Source organism: Granulibacter bethesdensis, from assembly GCF_001889545.1.
In the GTDB taxonomy this organism is placed as follows: domain Bacteria; phylum Pseudomonadota; class Alphaproteobacteria; order Acetobacterales; family Acetobacteraceae; genus Granulibacter; species Granulibacter bethesdensis_B.
The window spans coordinates 2,685,913-2,703,794 of record NZ_CP018194.1 but is presented as its reverse complement, the minus strand read 5'-3'; the positions used below and the strand labels follow the sequence as shown (position 1 = coordinate 2,703,794).

The window sequence follows — 17,882 nt, the reverse complement described above, 5'->3', positions numbered from 1 at the left end:
TTTTGAGTGATGCTCTTTTTTGCTGATACGACCATGGCTCTGGCCGGGATCGGGATGGTGCAGACCGTTCTCGGCCTCGGGGCTGTGTGGACATTTGCCAGGCATGCAAGGCAGCCTCTGCCCCCCCGGCAGGACTGGCCCGCCGTCACCATCATGAAACCGTTGCATGGTGAGGAGCCGCTGCTCGAGCAGGCGCTGGAAAGCTTCTGTCAGCAGGATTACCCGCATTATCAACTGGTTTTCGGTGTACAGAGCGCAAGTGACCCCGCCCGTCATGTCGTGCGTCGTTTGCAGGGACGGTTTCCCCATCTGGATATCGTGATGGTGGTTGATCCCACACCGCATGGCGAAAATCGGAAAATTGCCAATCTTATCAACATGTATCCAAGCGCCCGGCATGATGTGCTGGTGATTGCGGATAGCGATGTCCATGTCACGCGGGATTATCTCCGACGTCTGGTTACTGCGCTGGAGCAGCCTCAAACCGGGCTGGTAACCACTCTGTATTCCGGTGTATCGCCGCAATCCGGTCTGGTCGGTACTCTGGGCATGGCGGGTATTTCCCATCAGTTCCTGCCCGGTGCGCTGGTTGCGCGTCTGCTGGGCCGTCAGGATTGCCTGGGTGCCACCATGGCGCTGCGGCGGGAGACGCTGGAAAATCTGGGCGGTCTGGCAGTGCTTGCGCATCATATCGCCGATGATGCGGTGCTGGGCCACTTAATGGTGGGGCAGGGTCTGCGCGTCGGTCTGGCTGACACCGTTCCTGCCACCACCGTGCCGGAGACCACGATCCGCGCCCTGTTCGACCATGAGCTGCGCTGGCAACGCACCATTCAGTCTGTGGCCCCGGTCGGGTTCATTCTTTCCATTCTTCAGTTTCCGTTATTCTGGGCCATGCTGGGTGTGGCGCTGTCCGGTCTGGCGGGTTGGGCGCTGGCGGTGTTTTTTGCCTTCTGGATGGTGCGTTTTCTGGTCAGTCGCGGGATCGACCACCTTTTGAAGCTTGCTCCGGCGACCTCTCTTCTGCTTCTGCCTGTGCGGGAGCTGTTGTCGATGGCCACCATTCTCGCCACGTTCCGCAAAGGGGATGTCAAATGGCGCGGGCAGGTGGTGCAGGTGACGCGGATGGCCTATCGCTCGTCTCCGGCCATGCAGCAGGCGACGCTGGCGGGGCAGCCCCTCCTGAAGGGCTGAGGTCAATTGCAATGCGGGCATACGTATCCGCGCCACAATGACGTAAGACAATGACTGCGTAAGATTGCGTAAACGGAGCCGGGCCTGTCGGCGCCGACTCATGAAGAGGTACCGACGCTCATGATGAAGACCCTGTTTCTGCACCCGCCTTCCTTTGATGGATTTGATGGCGGAGCCGGTTCCCGTTATCAGGCGCGGCGCGAGATCCGTTCCTTCTGGTATCCGACATGGCTGGCCCAGCCTGCTGCGATGGTGCCGGGCAGCAAGCTGATCGACGCTCCGCCGGCCGGGATCACGCTGGAGACGGTGACGGCGCAGATCAAGGATTACGAGCTGTGCGTGATGCATACCTCTTCCCCCTCCTTTGCCTCCGATGTGAAGGTGGCGCAGGCGTTGAAAGACGTGAACCCGTCTCTCAAGATCGGTTTCGTCGGTGCGAAAGTGGCGGTGCAGCCGGAGGAAAGTCTGAAGAGTGGCGGCCCGGTTGACTGGGTGGCGCGCAATGAATTCGACTTCACCGTCAAGGAAGTGGCCGAGGGCCGCGACCTGGCCACCATTGCCGGCCTGTCCTGGCGGAATGCCAATGGCGAGATCATCCATAACCCGGATCGTGAAATTCTGGAGGATATGGACCAGCTTCCCTTCGTGACCGAGGTCTACAAGCGTGATCTGAAGATCGAGGATTACTTCATCGGCTATCTGAAGCATCCCTATCTGAGCCTGTATACCGGGCGCGGCTGTAAATCCCGCTGTACCTTCTGCCTGTGGCCGCAGACGGTTGGTGGCCATCGCTACCGCGTGCGCAGCCCGCAGCATGTGGCCGAGGAAATCGCTCTGGCGAAGAAATACTTCCCGCAGGTGAAGGAATTCTTCTTCGACGACGATACCTTCACGGACGATCTGCCCCGTGCCGAGGCCATCGCACGGGAGATGGGCAAGCTGGGTGTGACATGGTCCTGCAACGCCAAGGCCAATGTGCCGCGCGAAACCCTGAAGATTTTGAAGGATAATGGCCTGCGCCTGCTGCTCGTTGGCTATGAGAGCGGCAACCAGCAGATCCTGCATAACATCAAGAAGGGTCTGCGGATCGAGGTTGCAAAGAAATTCTCCAAGGATTGCCACGATCTCGGCATCAAGATTCATGGTACCTTCATCCTCGGCCTGCCGGGTGAGACGAAGGAAACCATTCAGGAAACGATCGAATACGCGAAGGAAGTGAACCCGCACACGTTGCAGGTGAGCCTCGCCGCACCGTATCCGGGCACCTTCCTGTATAATCAGGCGGTCGAGAATGGCTGGCTGGATGCCGAGCATGCGGAACTGATCGACGAGCATGGCATCCAGATGGCGCCGTTGCATTACGACCACCTGACCCACACCGAGATGTTCCAGAGCGTCGAGGAGTTCTACCGGAAATTCTATTTCCGTGCGCCGAAGATCGCCTCCATCGTCGGTGAGATGATCACCAGCCCGCAGATGATGAAGCGTCGCCTGCGCGAGGGCGTGGAGTTCTTCCAGTTCCTCAAGGAACGCAAGACCCAGCGTAACGCTGCCTGATTGATCCGTACGGGTTAAAACAGGGATAACGGGACAGGGCCAGAGTTCATTCTCTGGCCCTGTCGCTTATGAAGGATAGGACAGGTGATGAGGCGGATCATCGTCTCGGCTGATGATTTCGGCCTGACCTCGGCGGTGAATGAGGCGGTGCTGGATGCCCACCGCAACGGTATCCTGTCGACATGCAGCCTGATGGTGGCGGCTCCGGCGGCGGCCGAGGCCGTGGCCATGGCGCGGGAGACGCCTTCTCTGCGGGTCGGGCTGCATCTGGTGCTGGTGGAGGGAGATTCCGTGCTGCCGTATGCCCGGATTCCGGCACTGGTCGATCAGCAGGGGCGTTTCGGCTCCGATCAGGTGCGGCGGGGTTTCACCTATTTCTTTTCCCCCTCGGCGAGGCGGCAACTGGCGGAGGAGATCGATGCCCAGTTTGCGGCCTTCCGCGCCACCGGGCTGACGCTGGATCATGCCAATGCGCACAAGCACATGCATCTGCATCCGACGGTGGGGAAGCTGCTGTGCGAGATCGGCCGGGATTATGGTCTGCGTGCGATCCGTATTCCTGCGGAGCCGCCTGCCATCATGGCGGCCTGCGGAGAAAAGACCGGCCTGAGTGATACGCTGTTATATCGCTGGACCGGTATGCTGCGGGCGCAGGCGCGCAAAGCGGGTCTTTCAGTCAATGATCACGTGTTCGGCCTGCGCTGGAGCGGGCACATGACATCCGACAAGCTGCTGCGCCTGAGCAGGCATCTGCCGTCCGGTGTCACGGAAATCTATACCCATCCGGCTGCCCGGCCTGATGCGACCCTGCGGGCGCTGATGCCGGAATACGACCAGACCGGTGAATACGCAGCCCTGACTGATCCACACGTAAGGGACGCATTCACGGGCAGACAGGCGCAGTTCATAGGTTGGAATGATCTGTGAAATCGCTGACATTATGCTGTCAGCCGGTTCCGGCCTTCCGGCAGGCCATCGCGCCTTGACGATATGACCGGTTTCAGCCACACCCCCCACCATGGCGATCGTAGCGGTTCACGCTCGCGACAAGAGGAAAAAACTCCATGCGCGATAAGGGCGAATATCTTTTCACCTCCGAATCTGTTTCGGAAGGTCATCCCGACAAGGTGGCAGACCGGATCAGTGATACGGTTCTGGATGCCTTCCTGAAGGCTGATCCTTACGCCCGTGTGGCCTGTGAAACGCTGGTCACCACCAACCGTGTCGTTCTCGCGGGTGAAACCCGTGGCCCTGCTTCCGTGACACCGGAGCTGCTTGAAAACCTAACCCGTGAGGCGATCAGGGATATCGGCTACGATCAGGAAGGCTTTTCCTGGAAGAACACCGATATCGCCATTCACCTGCATGCGCAGTCCGCTGACATCGCTGTCGGCGTCGATAGCGCAGGCAGTAAGGATGAAGGCGCGGGCGATCAGGGCATCATGTTCGGCTATGCCTGCCGCGAGACGCCGACCCTGATGCCGGCCCCGATCTATTATTCTCATGAAATTCTGCGTCGTCTGACGGAGCTGCGTAAAAGTGGTTCCGCCGAGGGCAAGCTGCTGGAGCCGGATGCGAAGAGCCAGGTGACCCTGCGTTACGTGGATGGCCGCCCGGTCGGCGCAACCAGCGTCGTTGTCTCCACCCAGCATGGCGAATCCGCGTCTCAGGACGAGCTGCGCCGTATCGTGACCGGTGTGATCGGTCAGGTTCTGCCGGATGGCTGGATGCCGCCGGAGCAGGAAATCTACGTCAACCCGACCGGCAAGTTCGTCATCGGCGGTCCGGATGGTGATGCGGGTTTGACGGGCCGCAAGATCATCGTCGACACGTATGGTGGCGCGGCCCCGCATGGCGGTGGAGCCTTCAGCGGCAAGGATCCCACCAAGGTTGACCGTTCCGCTGCCTATGTCGCCCGCTATCTGGCCAAGAATGTGGTCGCCGCCGAACTGGCGGACCGGGTGACCCTGCAGATCAGCTACGCAATCGGTGTGTCCCATCCGCTGTCCGTCTATGTCGATCTGCACGGTACGGGGCATGATGTGGATGAGGTGAAGCTGGAAAAGACCCTGCGTGAGCTGGTGAACCTGTCTCCCCGCGGCATCCGCGAGCATCTGCGCCTGAACCGTCCGATCTATGTGCCGACCTCCGCATACGGCCATTTTGGCCGTATCCCGGATATGGCGCTGGACAACTTCACCTGGGAACAGACGGATATTGCGGCAGCCCTGCGCTCCGCCTTCAACCGCTGAGACCAGACGCCTTCGGCGTACTGGATGATATGAAAGGTCAGGGAGCAATCCCTGACCTTTTCGTTTGATCTGGATCATCTGCTTCTGCCTGATGTGAATCGATGCCTGACATGACCATGAAATCCCAACCCGACCGGCTGTATGGCCGCCAGCGGGGCCACGCGCTCCGGCCCCGTCAGCAGCGTTTGCTGGACCTGACCCTGCCCCGGCTGCGCTATGCCGGGCCGTCCTCGCTTCAGGGGGTTTCTCCGCTCTGGCTGGAGATCGGGTTCGGCGGTGGTGAGCATGCCGTGGCCCAGATCGAGGCGCATCCGGATGTGACTCTGATTGCCTGCGAAGTATTCGAAAACGGTCTGTGTTCCCTGTTGTCACGCCTCCTGCCAGAACCGTTGGATGAGGAAACCGCGCCGCTGCCCGGTAATCTGCGGGTATGGGATGATGATGCGCGCCCGCTGCTGCGCGATCTGCCGGATCAGGTACTGGACCGGGTTTTTCTGATGTTTCCCGACCCATGGCCGAAGGCGCGACACGCGAAGCGGCGCTTCGTGCATCCTGAAAATGCCGCTACGCTGGCGCGGGTGATGAAGCCGGGAGCGGAATGGCGGATTGCCTCTGATGATCCTACCTATCAGGCTTGGGTGCCGGAGGTCATGGAGCGTCAGACCGCTTTCGAGCTGGTCGCCATGAGCGATGAAAGGCCGGAAGGCTGGCCGCCAACACGTTATGAGGCCAAGGCGATCAGGGCCGGTCGTCAGCCGCTTTATTGGCGCTATGTGCGGCGCTGACGCCACCATTTGTTGCCAATTGCGTACAGCACGGTCGCAATCGGGAACCTGACACGCTTTACTGCGCATTAGGGTGAAGCCTTTTCGCAGCAAAGCGACCCTCATGCCTGACGCGCCATCTTCCTCTTCGTCCTCCCTGCTGCCGCCGGTCGCAGATAACCGCGTCCGCATCGCCGCCGCCGAAACGCCCAGCAGTAACGATCTCCGCGCTGTGGTGATCGGCGTGGTCGTGGTGGCGGCGCTGTATCTGGGGCGCGAGGTGCTGGTGCCGATCACGTTGGCCGTGCTGCTCAGCTTCGTGCTGTCGCCGCTCGTCTCAGTGCTGCGCCGGTTGTGGATGCCGCGATTTATCGCGGTGGTGCTGGCTGTGTTGCTGGCCCTGGGCATCATTCTGGCGTTGGGCGGTCTGATCGGCACCCAGTTGGCGCAGCTGGCTGATAACGTCCCGCGCTATCAGTCCACCATTCTCGACAAGGCGGACCTGCTGCGGGACTGGGCGATGACGCGTGCGGGGCATATTGCCGACCGTCTTGGAACATTCGGCCATGAGCGAAGCGCCAGACCGTCTTCTTCCCAGACATCAACGCCGGAGAATCAGGCTTCCTCGGGCCCTCCAGCTCAGTCGACCCATGATCAGACAGCTTTGCCGCCGCCCCAGCGGATGGGTGACCGCAATCTTCAGCCTCATGGGGGGCGGGAAGGGGTGGGGAAGGAAGCCCAGCCTGTTCCGGTGACCATTGCGCCTGTCAATCCGTCTCCGCTGGAAATTGCGGAGCGGTATCTGTCGCCCATCATCGCTCCGCTGGCCTCCACGGGAATCGTGTTCATCGTCGCCATTTTCATGCTGATGAGGCTGGAGGATCTGCGGGACCGGATGATCCGCCTGTTCGGTTCGTCCGATCTGCATCGCACGACTTTGGCGATGGACGATGCGGCCAGCCGGCTCAGCCGGTATTTTCTGGCGCAACTTGGACTGAATGCGGCTTTCGGTCTGATCACCGGGCTTGGTTTGTGGATGATCGGTGTGCCCAGCCCAGCTTTGTGGGGGGTGATCGCCGGGCTGATGCGGTTCGTGCCTTATATCGGCACACCGCTGGCAGCCATTCCGCCGATCGCCCTGGCGGCGGCAGTCGATCCGGGCTGGAGCATGGCGCTGTGGGCGGTCGGTATGTTTCTGGTGGCGGAAAGCATGATGGGGCAGGTGGTGGAGCCGCTGCTCTATGGTCATTCGACCGGGCTGTCGCCTCTGGCGGTCATGCTGTCGGCGATTTTCTGGACCTGGCTTTGGGGCTCAATCGGGCTGATCCTGTCCACACCGTTGACGGTCTGTCTGGTGGTGATGGGCCGGCATATCCCGAAGCTGGAATTTCTGGATGTTCTGCTGGGCGACAGGCCGGCATTGACGCCGGTGGAGAGTTTTTACCAGCGCATGCTTGCCGGTGATTCTGACGAGGTCCAGGACCATGCCGAGATCCTGCTGAGGGAACGGAGCCTGTCTTCCTATTACGATGACGTCGCCCTGAAGGCGCTGCAGTTGGCCGGCAGAGACGCCCAGCGTGGTGTTCTGGCGCCAGATCGGGTGGAGGTGATTCTTCAGCAGGTGCGCGATCTGACGGATGAGCTGGCCGATTTCGATGATGAGGCCCTGCTGCCTGAAGAAGCGGCCGGCACCATGACCGAGACTTCTGCTTTATCATCAGACACGCATGGTGAGCCTCCTTCGGCTGGATCCTATTCGATTGTTTGCGTCGCGGGGCGGGGACCGCTGGATGAGGGGGCTGCCATCATGCTGGCTCAGCTGATGGCCAAGCATGGCCTGCCGGCACGGGTTCTGTCACGTCATGCAGTGCGGGGCGGTCGGATTGCCCAGACCGATCTGGGGGCGGTCGATCTGGTGTGCGTTTCCTATCTGGAAGTCACCAGCCGGCCAGCGCATCTGCGAATGCTGATGCAGCGCCTGCGCACCCATGCCCCTCATGCGAAGCTGATGGTCGGGCTGTGGCCGACGGGAAACCCGGTTCTGTCCGATGAAGCGCAGCGGGAAATGATCGGGGCGGATTACTATGTGACCTCATTGCGGGATGCGGTGCGGCTGGCGCATGCGGCAGCGGTGGAGCATCAGTCAGGAATGGCGGCATGAAGCGTATTCTTGCTATTCTCAAGGATGCGGCGGAGGGTTATCTTGCCGATAATTGCCTCAGCCGCGGGGCGGCGATTGCGTATTACACGGTGTTTTCGATGTCGCCGGTGCTGGTGATCGTCATTGCCGTGGCAGGCACCCTGTTCGGGGAGGATGCCGCACGTGGTGCGATCGTCAGCCAGCTTGGCGGTCTGATGGGCAAACAGGCCGCCGAAGCGTTGCAGGCCATGATTGCCAGTGCCGGACGGCATGGCGCAGGGCCGATTGCGACGGCGATCGGCATCGGCACATTGCTGATAACGGCCAGCGGCGTGTTCGGCGAAATTCAGGCGACGTTGAATGTGATCTGGCGGGCGGAGCCTCCACGCTCCACCGTCGGACAACTGGTCAGGGTCAGATTGCTCAGCCTTGGGCTGGTGATGACGATGGGTTTTTTACTGATGGTCTCGCTGGTGGCCAGTGCGGTGCTGGCCGCCATCGGCGACTGGCTTGACAGTTTTATTCCGGAAACCAGATTGCTGCTGCAACTGGCCAATGCCGGCATGTCCTTTCTCATTATCGCCCTGATCTTCGGGGCAACCTACAAAATCCTGCCAGATCGGGTCATTGCGTGGCGTGATGTGGGGATGGGGGCCGTGACGACTGCGCTCCTGTTCAGCGTCGGCAAGATGCTGATTGGTATGTATATCGGTTCCAGCAATGCAGCGACTTCCTATGGGGCGGCTGGTGCGCTGGTGATCATGCTGCTGTGGGTTTATTACTCTGCGCAGATTTTCCTGTTCGGGGCCGAGTTGACCCGCGCCTATTCCGATGACCGTCATGCACGCCGGCAGGCAGGTGTTGCACCGGACACGGTAAAGGCGTAAGAACCGTTTCCAAGATATTCAGCCTGTAAAAGGGTGGCCCACGGGCCGCCCTTTTTCTTTACTGGACGCATGACCATATGAGTGTGGCGCAAACTCCTCTCGAACAGCGTATCGCCGGACTGATCGCTCCTGGTCTGGCCGATATGGGATTCGAACTGGTGCGCGTGGCCGTGCTGGGACGGGAGCAGCCGACCGTGCAGATCATGGCTGACCGCGCCGACGGTTCCCTGATCGGCATTGATGATTGCGAGGCTATCAGCCACGCAGCCGGTGCGCTGTTGGATGTGGAGGATGTGATCCAGTCCACCTGGAATCTGGAGGTCAGCTCCGCAGGGATCGACCGTCCGCTGACCAGGGTGAAGGACTGGGTGCGTTTTGCCGGTCATCTGGCGAAGGTCGAGATGTCGATTCCCGGCCCCGGCGGTCGTCGGCGTTTTTCCGGCACGGTGCTGGGGGCCGATGAAACGGCAGCGCGTCTGCGGCTGGATGATGGCGAGGAAGTCAGCCTGCCGATGGATGGGCTGAAGAAGGCTAAACTGGTGCTGACGGATGCATTGATCGAAGCCACCGCCCAGGAAGCAGGCATGGCCGATTCCCCGCAGCAGCCGAATTGATAGAGGACCGCATGGATACTGCGATTTCCCGTCCCGAACTGCTCCTCGTCGCCGATGCTGTGGCGCGGGAAAAGTCGATCGACCGAGAAGAAGTGCTTGAGGCGATGGAGCAGGCCATCCAGAAGGCTGGTCGCGCGAAATACGGGCATGAAAAGGATATCCGCGCCACCATCGACCGTAAAACCGGTGATGTGCGCCTGTCCCGCTGGACCGAGGCGGTCGAGGTCGTGGAAAATGAGGAAACTCAGATCCCGATCCATATCGCCCGTAAATTCAAACCCGATATCGAGCTTGGCGGCCATCTGGTCGATCCCCTGCCGCCGATCGATTTCGGGCGTATTGCCGCGCAGACCGCCAAGCAGGTGATCGTGCAGCGCGTGCGCGAATATGAGCGTCGCCGTCAGTACGACGAATTCAAGGATCGCGTGGGCGAGATCATCAACGGTGTGGTCAAGCGGACCGAATACGGCAATCTGATGGTCGATCTTGGCAAGTCCGAAGCGCTGCTGCGGCGTGACGAGCTGATTGCCCGTGAAAGCTTCCGCAATGGCGACCGCGTGCGGGCCTATATCTATGATGTGCGTGAAGAGCCGCGCGGCCCGCAGATTTTTCTCAGCCGCACCCATCCGAATTTCCTGGCCAAGCTGTTCGCGCAGGAAGTGCCGGAAATCTACGATGGTATCATCGAGATCAAGGCGGTTTCCCGCGATCCCGGCAGCCGTGCGAAAATGGCGGTGATCAGCCGTGACCAGTCCATCGACCCGGTCGGCGCCTGCGTCGGTATGCGCGGCAGCCGTGTTCAGGCGGTGGTGGCCGAGTTGCAGGGCGAGAAGATCGACATCATCCCCTGGAGCCCGCAGGCTGCGACCTTCGTGGTGAACGCGCTTGCTCCGGCTGAAGTCACCAAGGTGGTGATGGATGAGGAAGCAGGCCGCGTTGAAGTCGTCGTGCCGGATGACCAGCTCAGTCTGGCAATCGGTCGCCGTGGCCAGAATGTCCGCCTCGCCAGCCAGTTGACCCGTTGGGATATCGACATCCTGACCGAGGCCGAGGAAAGCGAGCGCCGTCAGGAAGAATTCCGCAAGCGCACCAGCCTGTTTGTTGATGCGCTGGATGTCGATGACGTGATCGCCGGTCTGCTGGTGACGGAAGGTTTTACCACAGTCGAGGAACTGGCTTTCTCCCCCGTGGAAGAACTCAGTGAAATCGAGGGTTTCGACGAGAACGTGGCAGAAGAGCTGATCCGTCGCGCCGAGGTTGATCTGACCCGTCGTGCGAATGAGATGGATGACAAGCGCAAGGCGCTGGGTGTTACCGACGAGATCGCCGATATCGAAACGCTGACGCCTGCCATGTTGGTGGCGCTGGGGGAAAAGGGCGTGAAAACCCTTGACGATCTGGCCGATCTGGCCGGTGACGAGCTGGTGGAAATCGTCGGCAGCGATGCCATGGACGAAGAGACGGCCAATGAGATCATCATGGCTGCCCGCGCCCACTGGTTCACCGATGAGGAACAGGAGGCTGACCACGCCTGACGCGCCCACAGTGCCAGACGATTCGCTGGACAACGCGGATGATGAGCAGGACGAGCGGGGGCCACTGCGCCGTTGTGTCGTCACGCGGGTGCAGGGTGAACGTGCCCGTATGCTCCGTTTTGTTATTGGTCCTGACGGCTCGGTGGTCCCTGACCTGACGGCAACCCTGCCGGGCAGGGGAATATGGTTGAGCGCACGGCGCGATGTGTTAGAAACAGCCCAGCGCCGGGGTGCCTTCGCCAGGGCTGCGCGCGCACAGGTGGTTGTTCCGCCCGATCTGACCGATAGGGTACGGCATGGCCTTCTGCGACGGGTTACGGATTGCCTTGGTCTGGCGCGCCGCGCCGGGCAGGCAGTGGCGGGTTATACCAAAGCCCGCGAATGGCTGGTCGCCGGTCGGGCGGCGCTGATTGTGCAGGCTGCTGATGGCAGTCCGGACGAAAGGGCGCGTTTCCTGTCGGGACAGAGGACCGTGTTGGTCATCTCGCCGCTGAGCGGTGAGGAACTGGGACGGATATTTGGCCGCGATCATGCCGTGCATATTGCGGTTACGCCGGGGGCTCTGGCCACGCGGCTGGAGATTGAGGCGGAACGGTTGGCCGGACTCACCGGCGACACGATTGAGGGTTAAGGCGTTAGATGAGCGAAGGCAACGATCAGGACGCGGGCAAGGGCCGGCTGTCGCTTCGGCCCGCTGGCCGAATGGAGCTGGGCCGTACCGTGGATGCCGGATCCGTGCGGCAAAGCTTCAGCCACGGACGTTCGAAGGTTGTGCAGGTTGAGGTCCGCAAGAAGCGCGGATTACAGCCTGGCGCTCCTTCGGCCCCGGAAGGCGGCAGCAGCAGCGCACCCGCCCCGCAGGGCGGCAATGCCCCACAGGGTACGCCACGCAGTGGTGGTGGTAATCGCGGCTCCGGTCGTGGTGGTGCAGGGGGCGCAGGCCGCGCTCTGACGGCGCAGGAACTGGCTATTCGCCAGCGCGTGCTGGAACAGCAGCGTGTCGAGGCTGCCCGCCGTGAGGTGGAGCGCCGGGAGCAGGAGAAGATCTCGATCCTCTCTGCTGCCGAGGAAGCACGCCGTCGCGAGGAAGAAGCCAAACGCGCCGCTGAAGAAGAGGCACGTCGCAAGGAACAGGAAGAGGCCGACCGGATTGCCGCAGAAGCGGCCCGTAAGGCAGCCGAATCCGCGCCGCCGGTCGAGGCGCCTCCTGTGCCTCCTCCGGCCCAGCGTGAGCGTACGGCAGCCCCTTCGCGGTCTGCACCCTCTCGCTCAGCCCCGTCGGATGATATTCGTCGTCCGTCCCGCCCTGCGCCGATCCCCTCCAAGGTTCCCGTTTCAGCACCGTCCGCTCCGCAGACGTTGCGTCTGCGGGAACGTGGGGAGGAGGGTGATGAAGAACGCAAGCCGCGCCGTACAGGCGGCGGCGGTGCACCGGCACCGCGCAAGGCGGCAGCTCCGGTTGCTAAAAAAGCCGTTGCTGAACCGCGTCGTGGTGGCCGCATTGATGTGCGCGCCGCGATCGAGGGTGAGGATGAGCGTACGCGCTCCATTGCCTCGATGCGTCGTCAGCGTGACCGTGAACGCCGGCAGGCGGAACTGGAACGTCTGCGCGCTGATCAGCTGAAAGTGGTGCGCGATGTCGTGCTGCCGGAAACCATTGCGGTGGGTGAACTTGCCAACCGTATGGCCGTGCGGGCTGCCGATGTCATCAAGCAGCTGATGCGCATGGGCATGATGGCTACCGTTACCCAGACCATCGACGCCGATACCGCCGAACTGGTCGTGCAGGAATTCGGTCATCGCGTCCGTCGCGTCAGCGAAAGCGATGTGGAAGTCGGTCTGGAAGGTATCAGCGATATCGACTCCGACCTTCAGCCGCGGCCGCCTGTGGTGACGGTCATGGGGCATGTCGATCACGGCAAGACCTCGCTGCTCGATGCGCTGCGTGCCACCGATGTGGCGGCGGGCGAAGCGGGCGGTATCACCCAGCATATCGGTGCGTATCAGGTGACTTTGCCCTCCCGGCAGAAGCTGACCTTTCTGGATACGCCCGGCCACGAAGCCTTCACCGCCATGCGCTCTCGCGGTGCATCGGTGACGGATATCGTCGTGCTGGTGGTAGCGGCGGATGATGGCGTGATGCCGCAGACGATCGAGGCCATCAAACATGCCAAGGCCGCGAACGCGCCCATCATTGTTGCCATCAACAAGTGCGACAAGCCGGGGGCCAATCCGGGCCGTGTCCGCCAGGAACTGCTCCACCACGAAATCGTGGTCGAGGAAATGGGCGGCGATACACAGGATGTCGAGGTTTCGGCTCTCAAGCGCCAGAATCTGGACAAGCTGGAAGAAGCCATTCTGCTTCAGGCGGAAGTGCTGGATCTGAAGGCCAATCCGGATCGGGCTGCTGAGGGCACCGTGGTGGAAAGCCGTCTGGATCGCGGACGTGGTCCTGTGGCCACCGTGCTGGTGCAGAAAGGCACGTTGCGTCAGGGCGACATTGTCGTCGCCGGGGCGGAATGGGGCCGCGTGCGCGCCATGCTGGACGATAAGGGCCAGCAGATGAAAGAAGCCCTGCCTTCGACACCGGTGGAGATTCTTGGTCTGGCCGGGGTTCCCTCGGCGGGCGAGCCTTTCGTCGCGGTGGAAAACGAAAGCCGGGCGCGGGAAATCAGCGAATTCCGTCAGCGCAAGATCCGCGAGAAAATGGCCGCCGGTATTGCCGCCGGCCGTGGCACGCTGGAGCAGATGCTCAGCCGCATTCAGGCTGGCGCGCAGAAAGAAGTTGCTGTCGTCATCAAGGCTGACGTGCAGGGCAGCGCGGAGGCAATTGCCACCACCGTGCAGAAGCAGGAACACGAAGAGGTCAAGGTTCGCACCCTGCTGTCCTCGGTTGGTCAGATCAGTGAAAGCGATGTGCAGCTGGCCAAGGCTTCCAATGCCGTGCTGATCGCCTTCAATGTGCGTGCAACCAATCAGGCGCGTGAGCTTGCCCAGCGCGAGGGTGTTGATATCCGTTACTACTCCATCATTTATGAAGTGGCGGACGATATCGAGGCGCTGGTACGCGGCAAGATCGCGCCGAAACAGCGTGAGAAGTTCCTGGGCTATGCCGAGATCCGCAAGGTTTTCGAAATTACCAAGGTCGGCAAGGTCGCTGGCTGTATGGTGACCGAAGGTGTGGTGAAGCGTGGCTGTGGCGTGCGTCTGCTGCGTGACAACGTTGTCATTCACACGGGTGAATTGAGCCAGTTGAAGCGCTTCAAGGATGATGTGAAGGAAGTGGCCCGCAATTACGAGTGCGGTCTGTCCTTCGCAGGCTACAATGACATCAAGGAAGGCGATGTCGTTGAATGCTATGAGACGGAGCTTGTTCCCGCTTGAGCAGCCGTCCGCCCTCCTCCTCCGGGCCTGCTGGCATTCCGAAAGGTGCGCCATCCCAGCGTCAGCTGCGTGTAGCGGAAGAAATCCGCCACGTGCTGGCCGGGGTGTTCGCACGTCAGGAATTCCGGGACCCGGAACTGGCCACGACCACTTTTACAATCAATGAAGTGCGGATCAGCCCGGATTTGAAACACGCCACCGTGTTCATCTCCCGTCTGGGCAGCAGTGAGATCGAACCGCTTCTGCCTAATCTGAAGCGTGTTGCGACCTATCTGCGTGGAGAAGTAGCCAAGGTGATGCGGCTGCGTTATGCGCCAGAGCTGCATTTTCAGCCAGACTCGGCTCTGGAATACGCGATGCATGTGGATTCCCTGCTTCGCCGTCCGGAGGTTAAGCGGGATCTCGACGAATAAGCCGGCAGGATTCTGTGAATCATAAAAAAAACGGCCAGACGCTTTTGTCTGGCCGTTTTTATATTCGGGTTTCTGAACAGATCAGATCAGGCTGGTATGGCTATTTGCCGCTTCTGTTTTCTGGCCGGTTTCGGCGACGCGGTTACAGAAGCCGTGGTTTCGGGAACCGGTTTTTCCGTCACCCGGACACTGAAATATTTGCAGCCATTGTCTTCACGCAGAACGTGATCCTGCGTCACATAGCTGAGATTGGGGTTATAGAAAGGATCACCGTTTTTCAGAATCTCGGCATGACGTTGCAGCAGATAATCGGTGTCTTCCGGATGCATCACCTGCTTGGTCTGGCTGCGCGTGGCGCTTTCATAGTGGAACAGGACCGTGGCGCCATCATACAGCACTTTCAGATTGGCTTCCCGGATCCGCAGGCAAAGATCGGTATCGTTGAATCCAACACCGAATCTGGGCTCAAAACCACCGAGTTGATCAAACACGGATTTCCGCATCATCAGACAGGCCGCGGTAACAGCAGAATAGTCTCGTACTGAACTGAGGCTGCAATTATAGCCGAGATTCCGACGCCCCTTGTCATTCAGGTAGGCATCGACGAATTTGAAGGCATGATCAGCGGATTCATTGAATCCCATGATCACACCCGCATGCTGCACACGCTTGTCGGGATACAGCAGCAATGCACCGACAGCGCCAACCTCCTGACGGTTGGCAAGGCTGCGCATACGGTCGATCCAGTTATCCGTGATGGCCTCGACATCATTGTTCAGGAACAGGACGAATTCGCAATCATCACCGTGTTTTTTAACGGCTTCATTGTTGATTTTCGAATAGTTGAACGGACCTCGATACGGCATCACGATATGCCGCTTGGCCAGAGCACGGAAATATTTCTGGCTTTCCGGCTCGGTGGATTCATGATCGACCACGACGATGCGGTAATCCACATCGGGCGGGGTTGTTCGCTCGATGGACTCGACCGCGGTTTTGACCAGATCGGCCTTGTTCTTGGTCGGGATAACGATCAGCACCCTGCCCTGACTTTTCGGCCAGTTGATGCGGAACTGATTGAACCATACGCCTTCCTCGACCGTCGCACCGGTTTTCAGGCGATCGAGATGCGCCTGAATGGCTTTCTGCGTGGCCTCCATAACCTGCTGTTTCTTGGAATGGCCGGTGCTGCCGCCATGGGTGCGCCAGCGATACAGCACCCGTGGAACATGGGCGATGGTGCGGGCATGTTCGATGATACGCAGCACGAAATCGACATCTGCCGAAATCGCCATGCTTTCATCCCACCCGCCCAGTTGATGAGCCAGCTCGCGCTTCAGGCAGAGCATATGCACGAAGTAGGGATGGGACAGATAATAGTCATGGGAGAAAGCAGGCCTGCCACGCACTTCGGCGATGCTGGCGATGTTTTCATCCGTGGTGGCTTCATCGGAATAGATGAAATCCGCCTGTGTTTCTCCGGCTGCTTTCAGAAGATGATAGACGGCGTCAGGCTCCAGATAATCATCATGATCCATGAAGGTGACGTATTGCCCGGATGCGGCACGCAGGCCAAAATTCGTTGCCCGGGCAATGCCGACATTCTCACCGGTTCGCAGGATACGGATGCGGGGATCCTGCTGTGCATAGGCGCGCAGGATGGTTTCGACATGAGGCTCGGGGGAGGCATCGTTGATGCAGAGCAGCTCCCAGTTATCGCACCATTGGGCGCGGACGCTGTTCAGGGCCTCAATCAGCCAGCTCTGTGGTGTATTATACACTGGCATAATGATTGAAAGGCGTACTGGCCCGGCACGATAATTCATCATCCGCTTCAGACGAGGCACGACGGCAGGCGGAACCTCCCGCTGTGGCTGAAGATAGCGCAGAATATGCTTGTTCTGCTGTGCGACCCGCGGTGATCCGATCAGGTATTGGTCTGTTCCGGCAATACGCACCAGCACATCCTGTCCGAGAAGATCGAGCAGCTGTGTACCAATATCGATTTTGAACGCGCAGAGACCATTATTATATCCGGCATCCAGCAGATCGCCGCGAAACAGCTTGGCTTCCGCGGTGCCAATGATGTTGCCATTGCAGATGGCTTCAACTTTGACCGGTTTTTTGGGATTATCCAGATCAACGGCCCAGCCATGGGCGGACATGCCATGAAGAATGTCGAAACAGCCGCGAATGCTGGAAGGTGGTGTGGCCTGGAATGATCCATTGATCAGAGTCATCTCCGTTCCGGAGACGACGACCCGTGCCGGAGAGGGGCCTTTGAAACCCGGCTTCGATGTCAGGCTGAATGAAAAGGCCGAATGTCCATCACTGATTCCGGTATGTTGCAGGTCGGGCCGGAAATCATCTGCGATAATCTGTGAAATCACCTCATTATTGACGATCAGATCCAGCGCTACACGGCGACCGGCGCCGGTCAGATCAATGGCCCAGCCGGATACCAGCCCGGCCTGCACCAGATCCACGAAACCGAGCCATCCGATGTCCTTTGCCGTAATGGTCACAGGGGTATGAATGACGGCGCCGGCAATACGGATGATGGCGATGATTGTTTCATCCGGTCGACACATCAGGGAAAGCGGGATATCGAACGTATACTCTGCAAGACGGGCAGTTTTTTTCTGCCGTATGGCGAAACCACGTGCGACGATCACGTCATTTTCAGTGGTCAGATCGACCAGCAATCGGTCTGCCAGAAAGGCGCTGGCGGAAAAACGTCCGGTCAGCCGCCCGTCGCTCACAACATGTTCTTCGGCCTCAAGCCTGTAGAAATCTGCCAGTGAATAAGCGGCATCGAACAGGGACCGTCCGGAGAGGGGGTCCAGCAGTTCAAGCGTATGAAGAATCTGGGAATCCGGCAGGGCAATATCAGCGATGAGCTTGCCGCCTTTGCCAGGTTTCAGGGGGATGGTGGTGGTCAGTATCTGATCCAGCACGACGGAAGCAAATTCCGGCATTGTGGAGACCAGAAAAGGCTCAAACGTAATATTGAGGCCGGTTTCAACCCGCCTGGCTACGATCTTGCTCGTCAAAATCCGGCCTCATTTTCTTGATTGGCATGAAAACCCTCCATCAAAACAGATGGAGGCCGTCAGGCAGGGGGGGAACCATAATATGAATA

Annotated in this window: 13 protein-coding genes; 12 read left to right on the top strand and 1 reads right to left on the bottom strand. The window is 60.0% G+C overall.

Going from position 1 to position 17,882, the window contains the following annotated elements; genetic code table 11:
* Window positions 1-9: 9 nt before the first annotated feature.
* From hpnI to rbfA, 12 genes are all read left to right on the top strand, one after another.
* Window positions 10-1,194 (top strand): bacteriohopanetetrol glucosamine biosynthesis glycosyltransferase HpnI, encoded by a 1,185-nt coding sequence (hpnI, locus tag GbCGDNIH8_RS12415; protein ID WP_072573424.1) that lies wholly within the window; start codon window positions 10-12, stop codon window positions 1,192-1,194.
* A gap of 120 nt (window positions 1,195-1,314) precedes the next feature.
* The gene (hpnJ, locus tag GbCGDNIH8_RS12410; protein WP_072573423.1) at window positions 1,315-2,751 is read left to right on the top strand and encodes a hopanoid biosynthesis associated radical SAM protein HpnJ; all 1,437 of its coding nucleotides are present in this window, start codon (window positions 1,315-1,317) and stop codon (window positions 2,749-2,751) included.
* An 87-nt stretch (window positions 2,752-2,838) separates the two neighbouring features.
* On the top strand, window positions 2,839-3,678 hold the full coding sequence (hpnK, locus tag GbCGDNIH8_RS12405; protein WP_072573422.1) for a hopanoid biosynthesis-associated protein HpnK: 840 nt from the start codon (window positions 2,839-2,841) through the stop codon (window positions 3,676-3,678).
* 137 nt (window positions 3,679-3,815) lie between these two features.
* A complete protein-coding gene (metK, locus tag GbCGDNIH8_RS12400; protein WP_072573421.1) occupies window positions 3,816-5,003 on the top strand; it encodes a methionine adenosyltransferase in 1,188 nt (395 codons plus the stop codon).
* A gap of 101 nt (window positions 5,004-5,104) precedes the next feature.
* Window positions 5,105-5,788, top strand: a complete 684-nt coding sequence (gene trmB, locus GbCGDNIH8_RS12395) for a tRNA (guanine(46)-N(7))-methyltransferase TrmB (RefSeq protein WP_072573420.1) — start codon at window positions 5,105-5,107, stop codon at window positions 5,786-5,788.
* A 103-nt stretch (window positions 5,789-5,891) separates the two neighbouring features.
* Window positions 5,892-7,928 carry an AI-2E family transporter gene (locus GbCGDNIH8_RS12390; protein ID WP_081369016.1) on the top strand — a complete coding sequence of 679 codons (2,037 nt, stop codon included), beginning with the start codon at window positions 5,892-5,894 and terminating at the stop codon, window positions 7,926-7,928.
* Entirely contained in the window at window positions 7,925-8,794 is an 870-nt protein-coding gene (locus tag GbCGDNIH8_RS12385; RefSeq protein WP_072573419.1) for a YihY/virulence factor BrkB family protein, read from the top strand. Before GbCGDNIH8_RS12390 ends, GbCGDNIH8_RS12385 begins: the two co-directional genes overlap by 4 nt.
* Before the next feature lie 77 nt (window positions 8,795-8,871).
* Window positions 8,872-9,408, top strand: coding sequence for a ribosome maturation factor RimP (gene rimP / locus GbCGDNIH8_RS12380; RefSeq protein ID WP_072573418.1), 537 nt, complete (start codon window positions 8,872-8,874; stop codon window positions 9,406-9,408).
* 11 nt (window positions 9,409-9,419) lie between these two features.
* Entirely contained in the window at window positions 9,420-10,943 is a 1,524-nt protein-coding gene (nusA, locus tag GbCGDNIH8_RS12375; RefSeq protein ID WP_025287672.1) for a transcription termination factor NusA, read from the top strand.
* A 10-nt stretch (window positions 10,944-10,953) separates the two neighbouring features.
* A complete protein-coding gene (locus GbCGDNIH8_RS12370) occupies window positions 10,954-11,574 on the top strand; it encodes an RNA-binding protein (RefSeq protein ID WP_253736049.1) in 621 nt (206 codons plus the stop codon).
* 8 nt (window positions 11,575-11,582) lie between these two features.
* Window positions 11,583-14,327: a translation initiation factor IF-2 gene (gene infB, locus GbCGDNIH8_RS12365; protein WP_072573417.1), complete on the top strand. Its 2,745-nt coding sequence runs from the start codon at window positions 11,583-11,585 to the stop codon at window positions 14,325-14,327.
* Window positions 14,324-14,740, top strand: a complete 417-nt coding sequence (rbfA, locus tag GbCGDNIH8_RS12360; protein WP_011633091.1) for a 30S ribosome-binding factor RbfA — start codon at window positions 14,324-14,326, stop codon at window positions 14,738-14,740. The genes infB and rbfA overlap by 4 nt, the downstream gene beginning before the upstream one ends.
* Window positions 14,741-14,826: 86 nt before the next feature.
* Here the strand turns inward: rbfA and GbCGDNIH8_RS12355 are convergent, their stop codons facing one another.
* Window positions 14,827-17,793 (bottom strand): glycosyltransferase family 2 protein, encoded by a 2,967-nt coding sequence (locus GbCGDNIH8_RS12355; protein WP_072573416.1) that lies wholly within the window; start codon window positions 17,791-17,793, stop codon window positions 14,827-14,829.
* Window positions 17,794-17,882 lie beyond the last annotated feature (89 nt).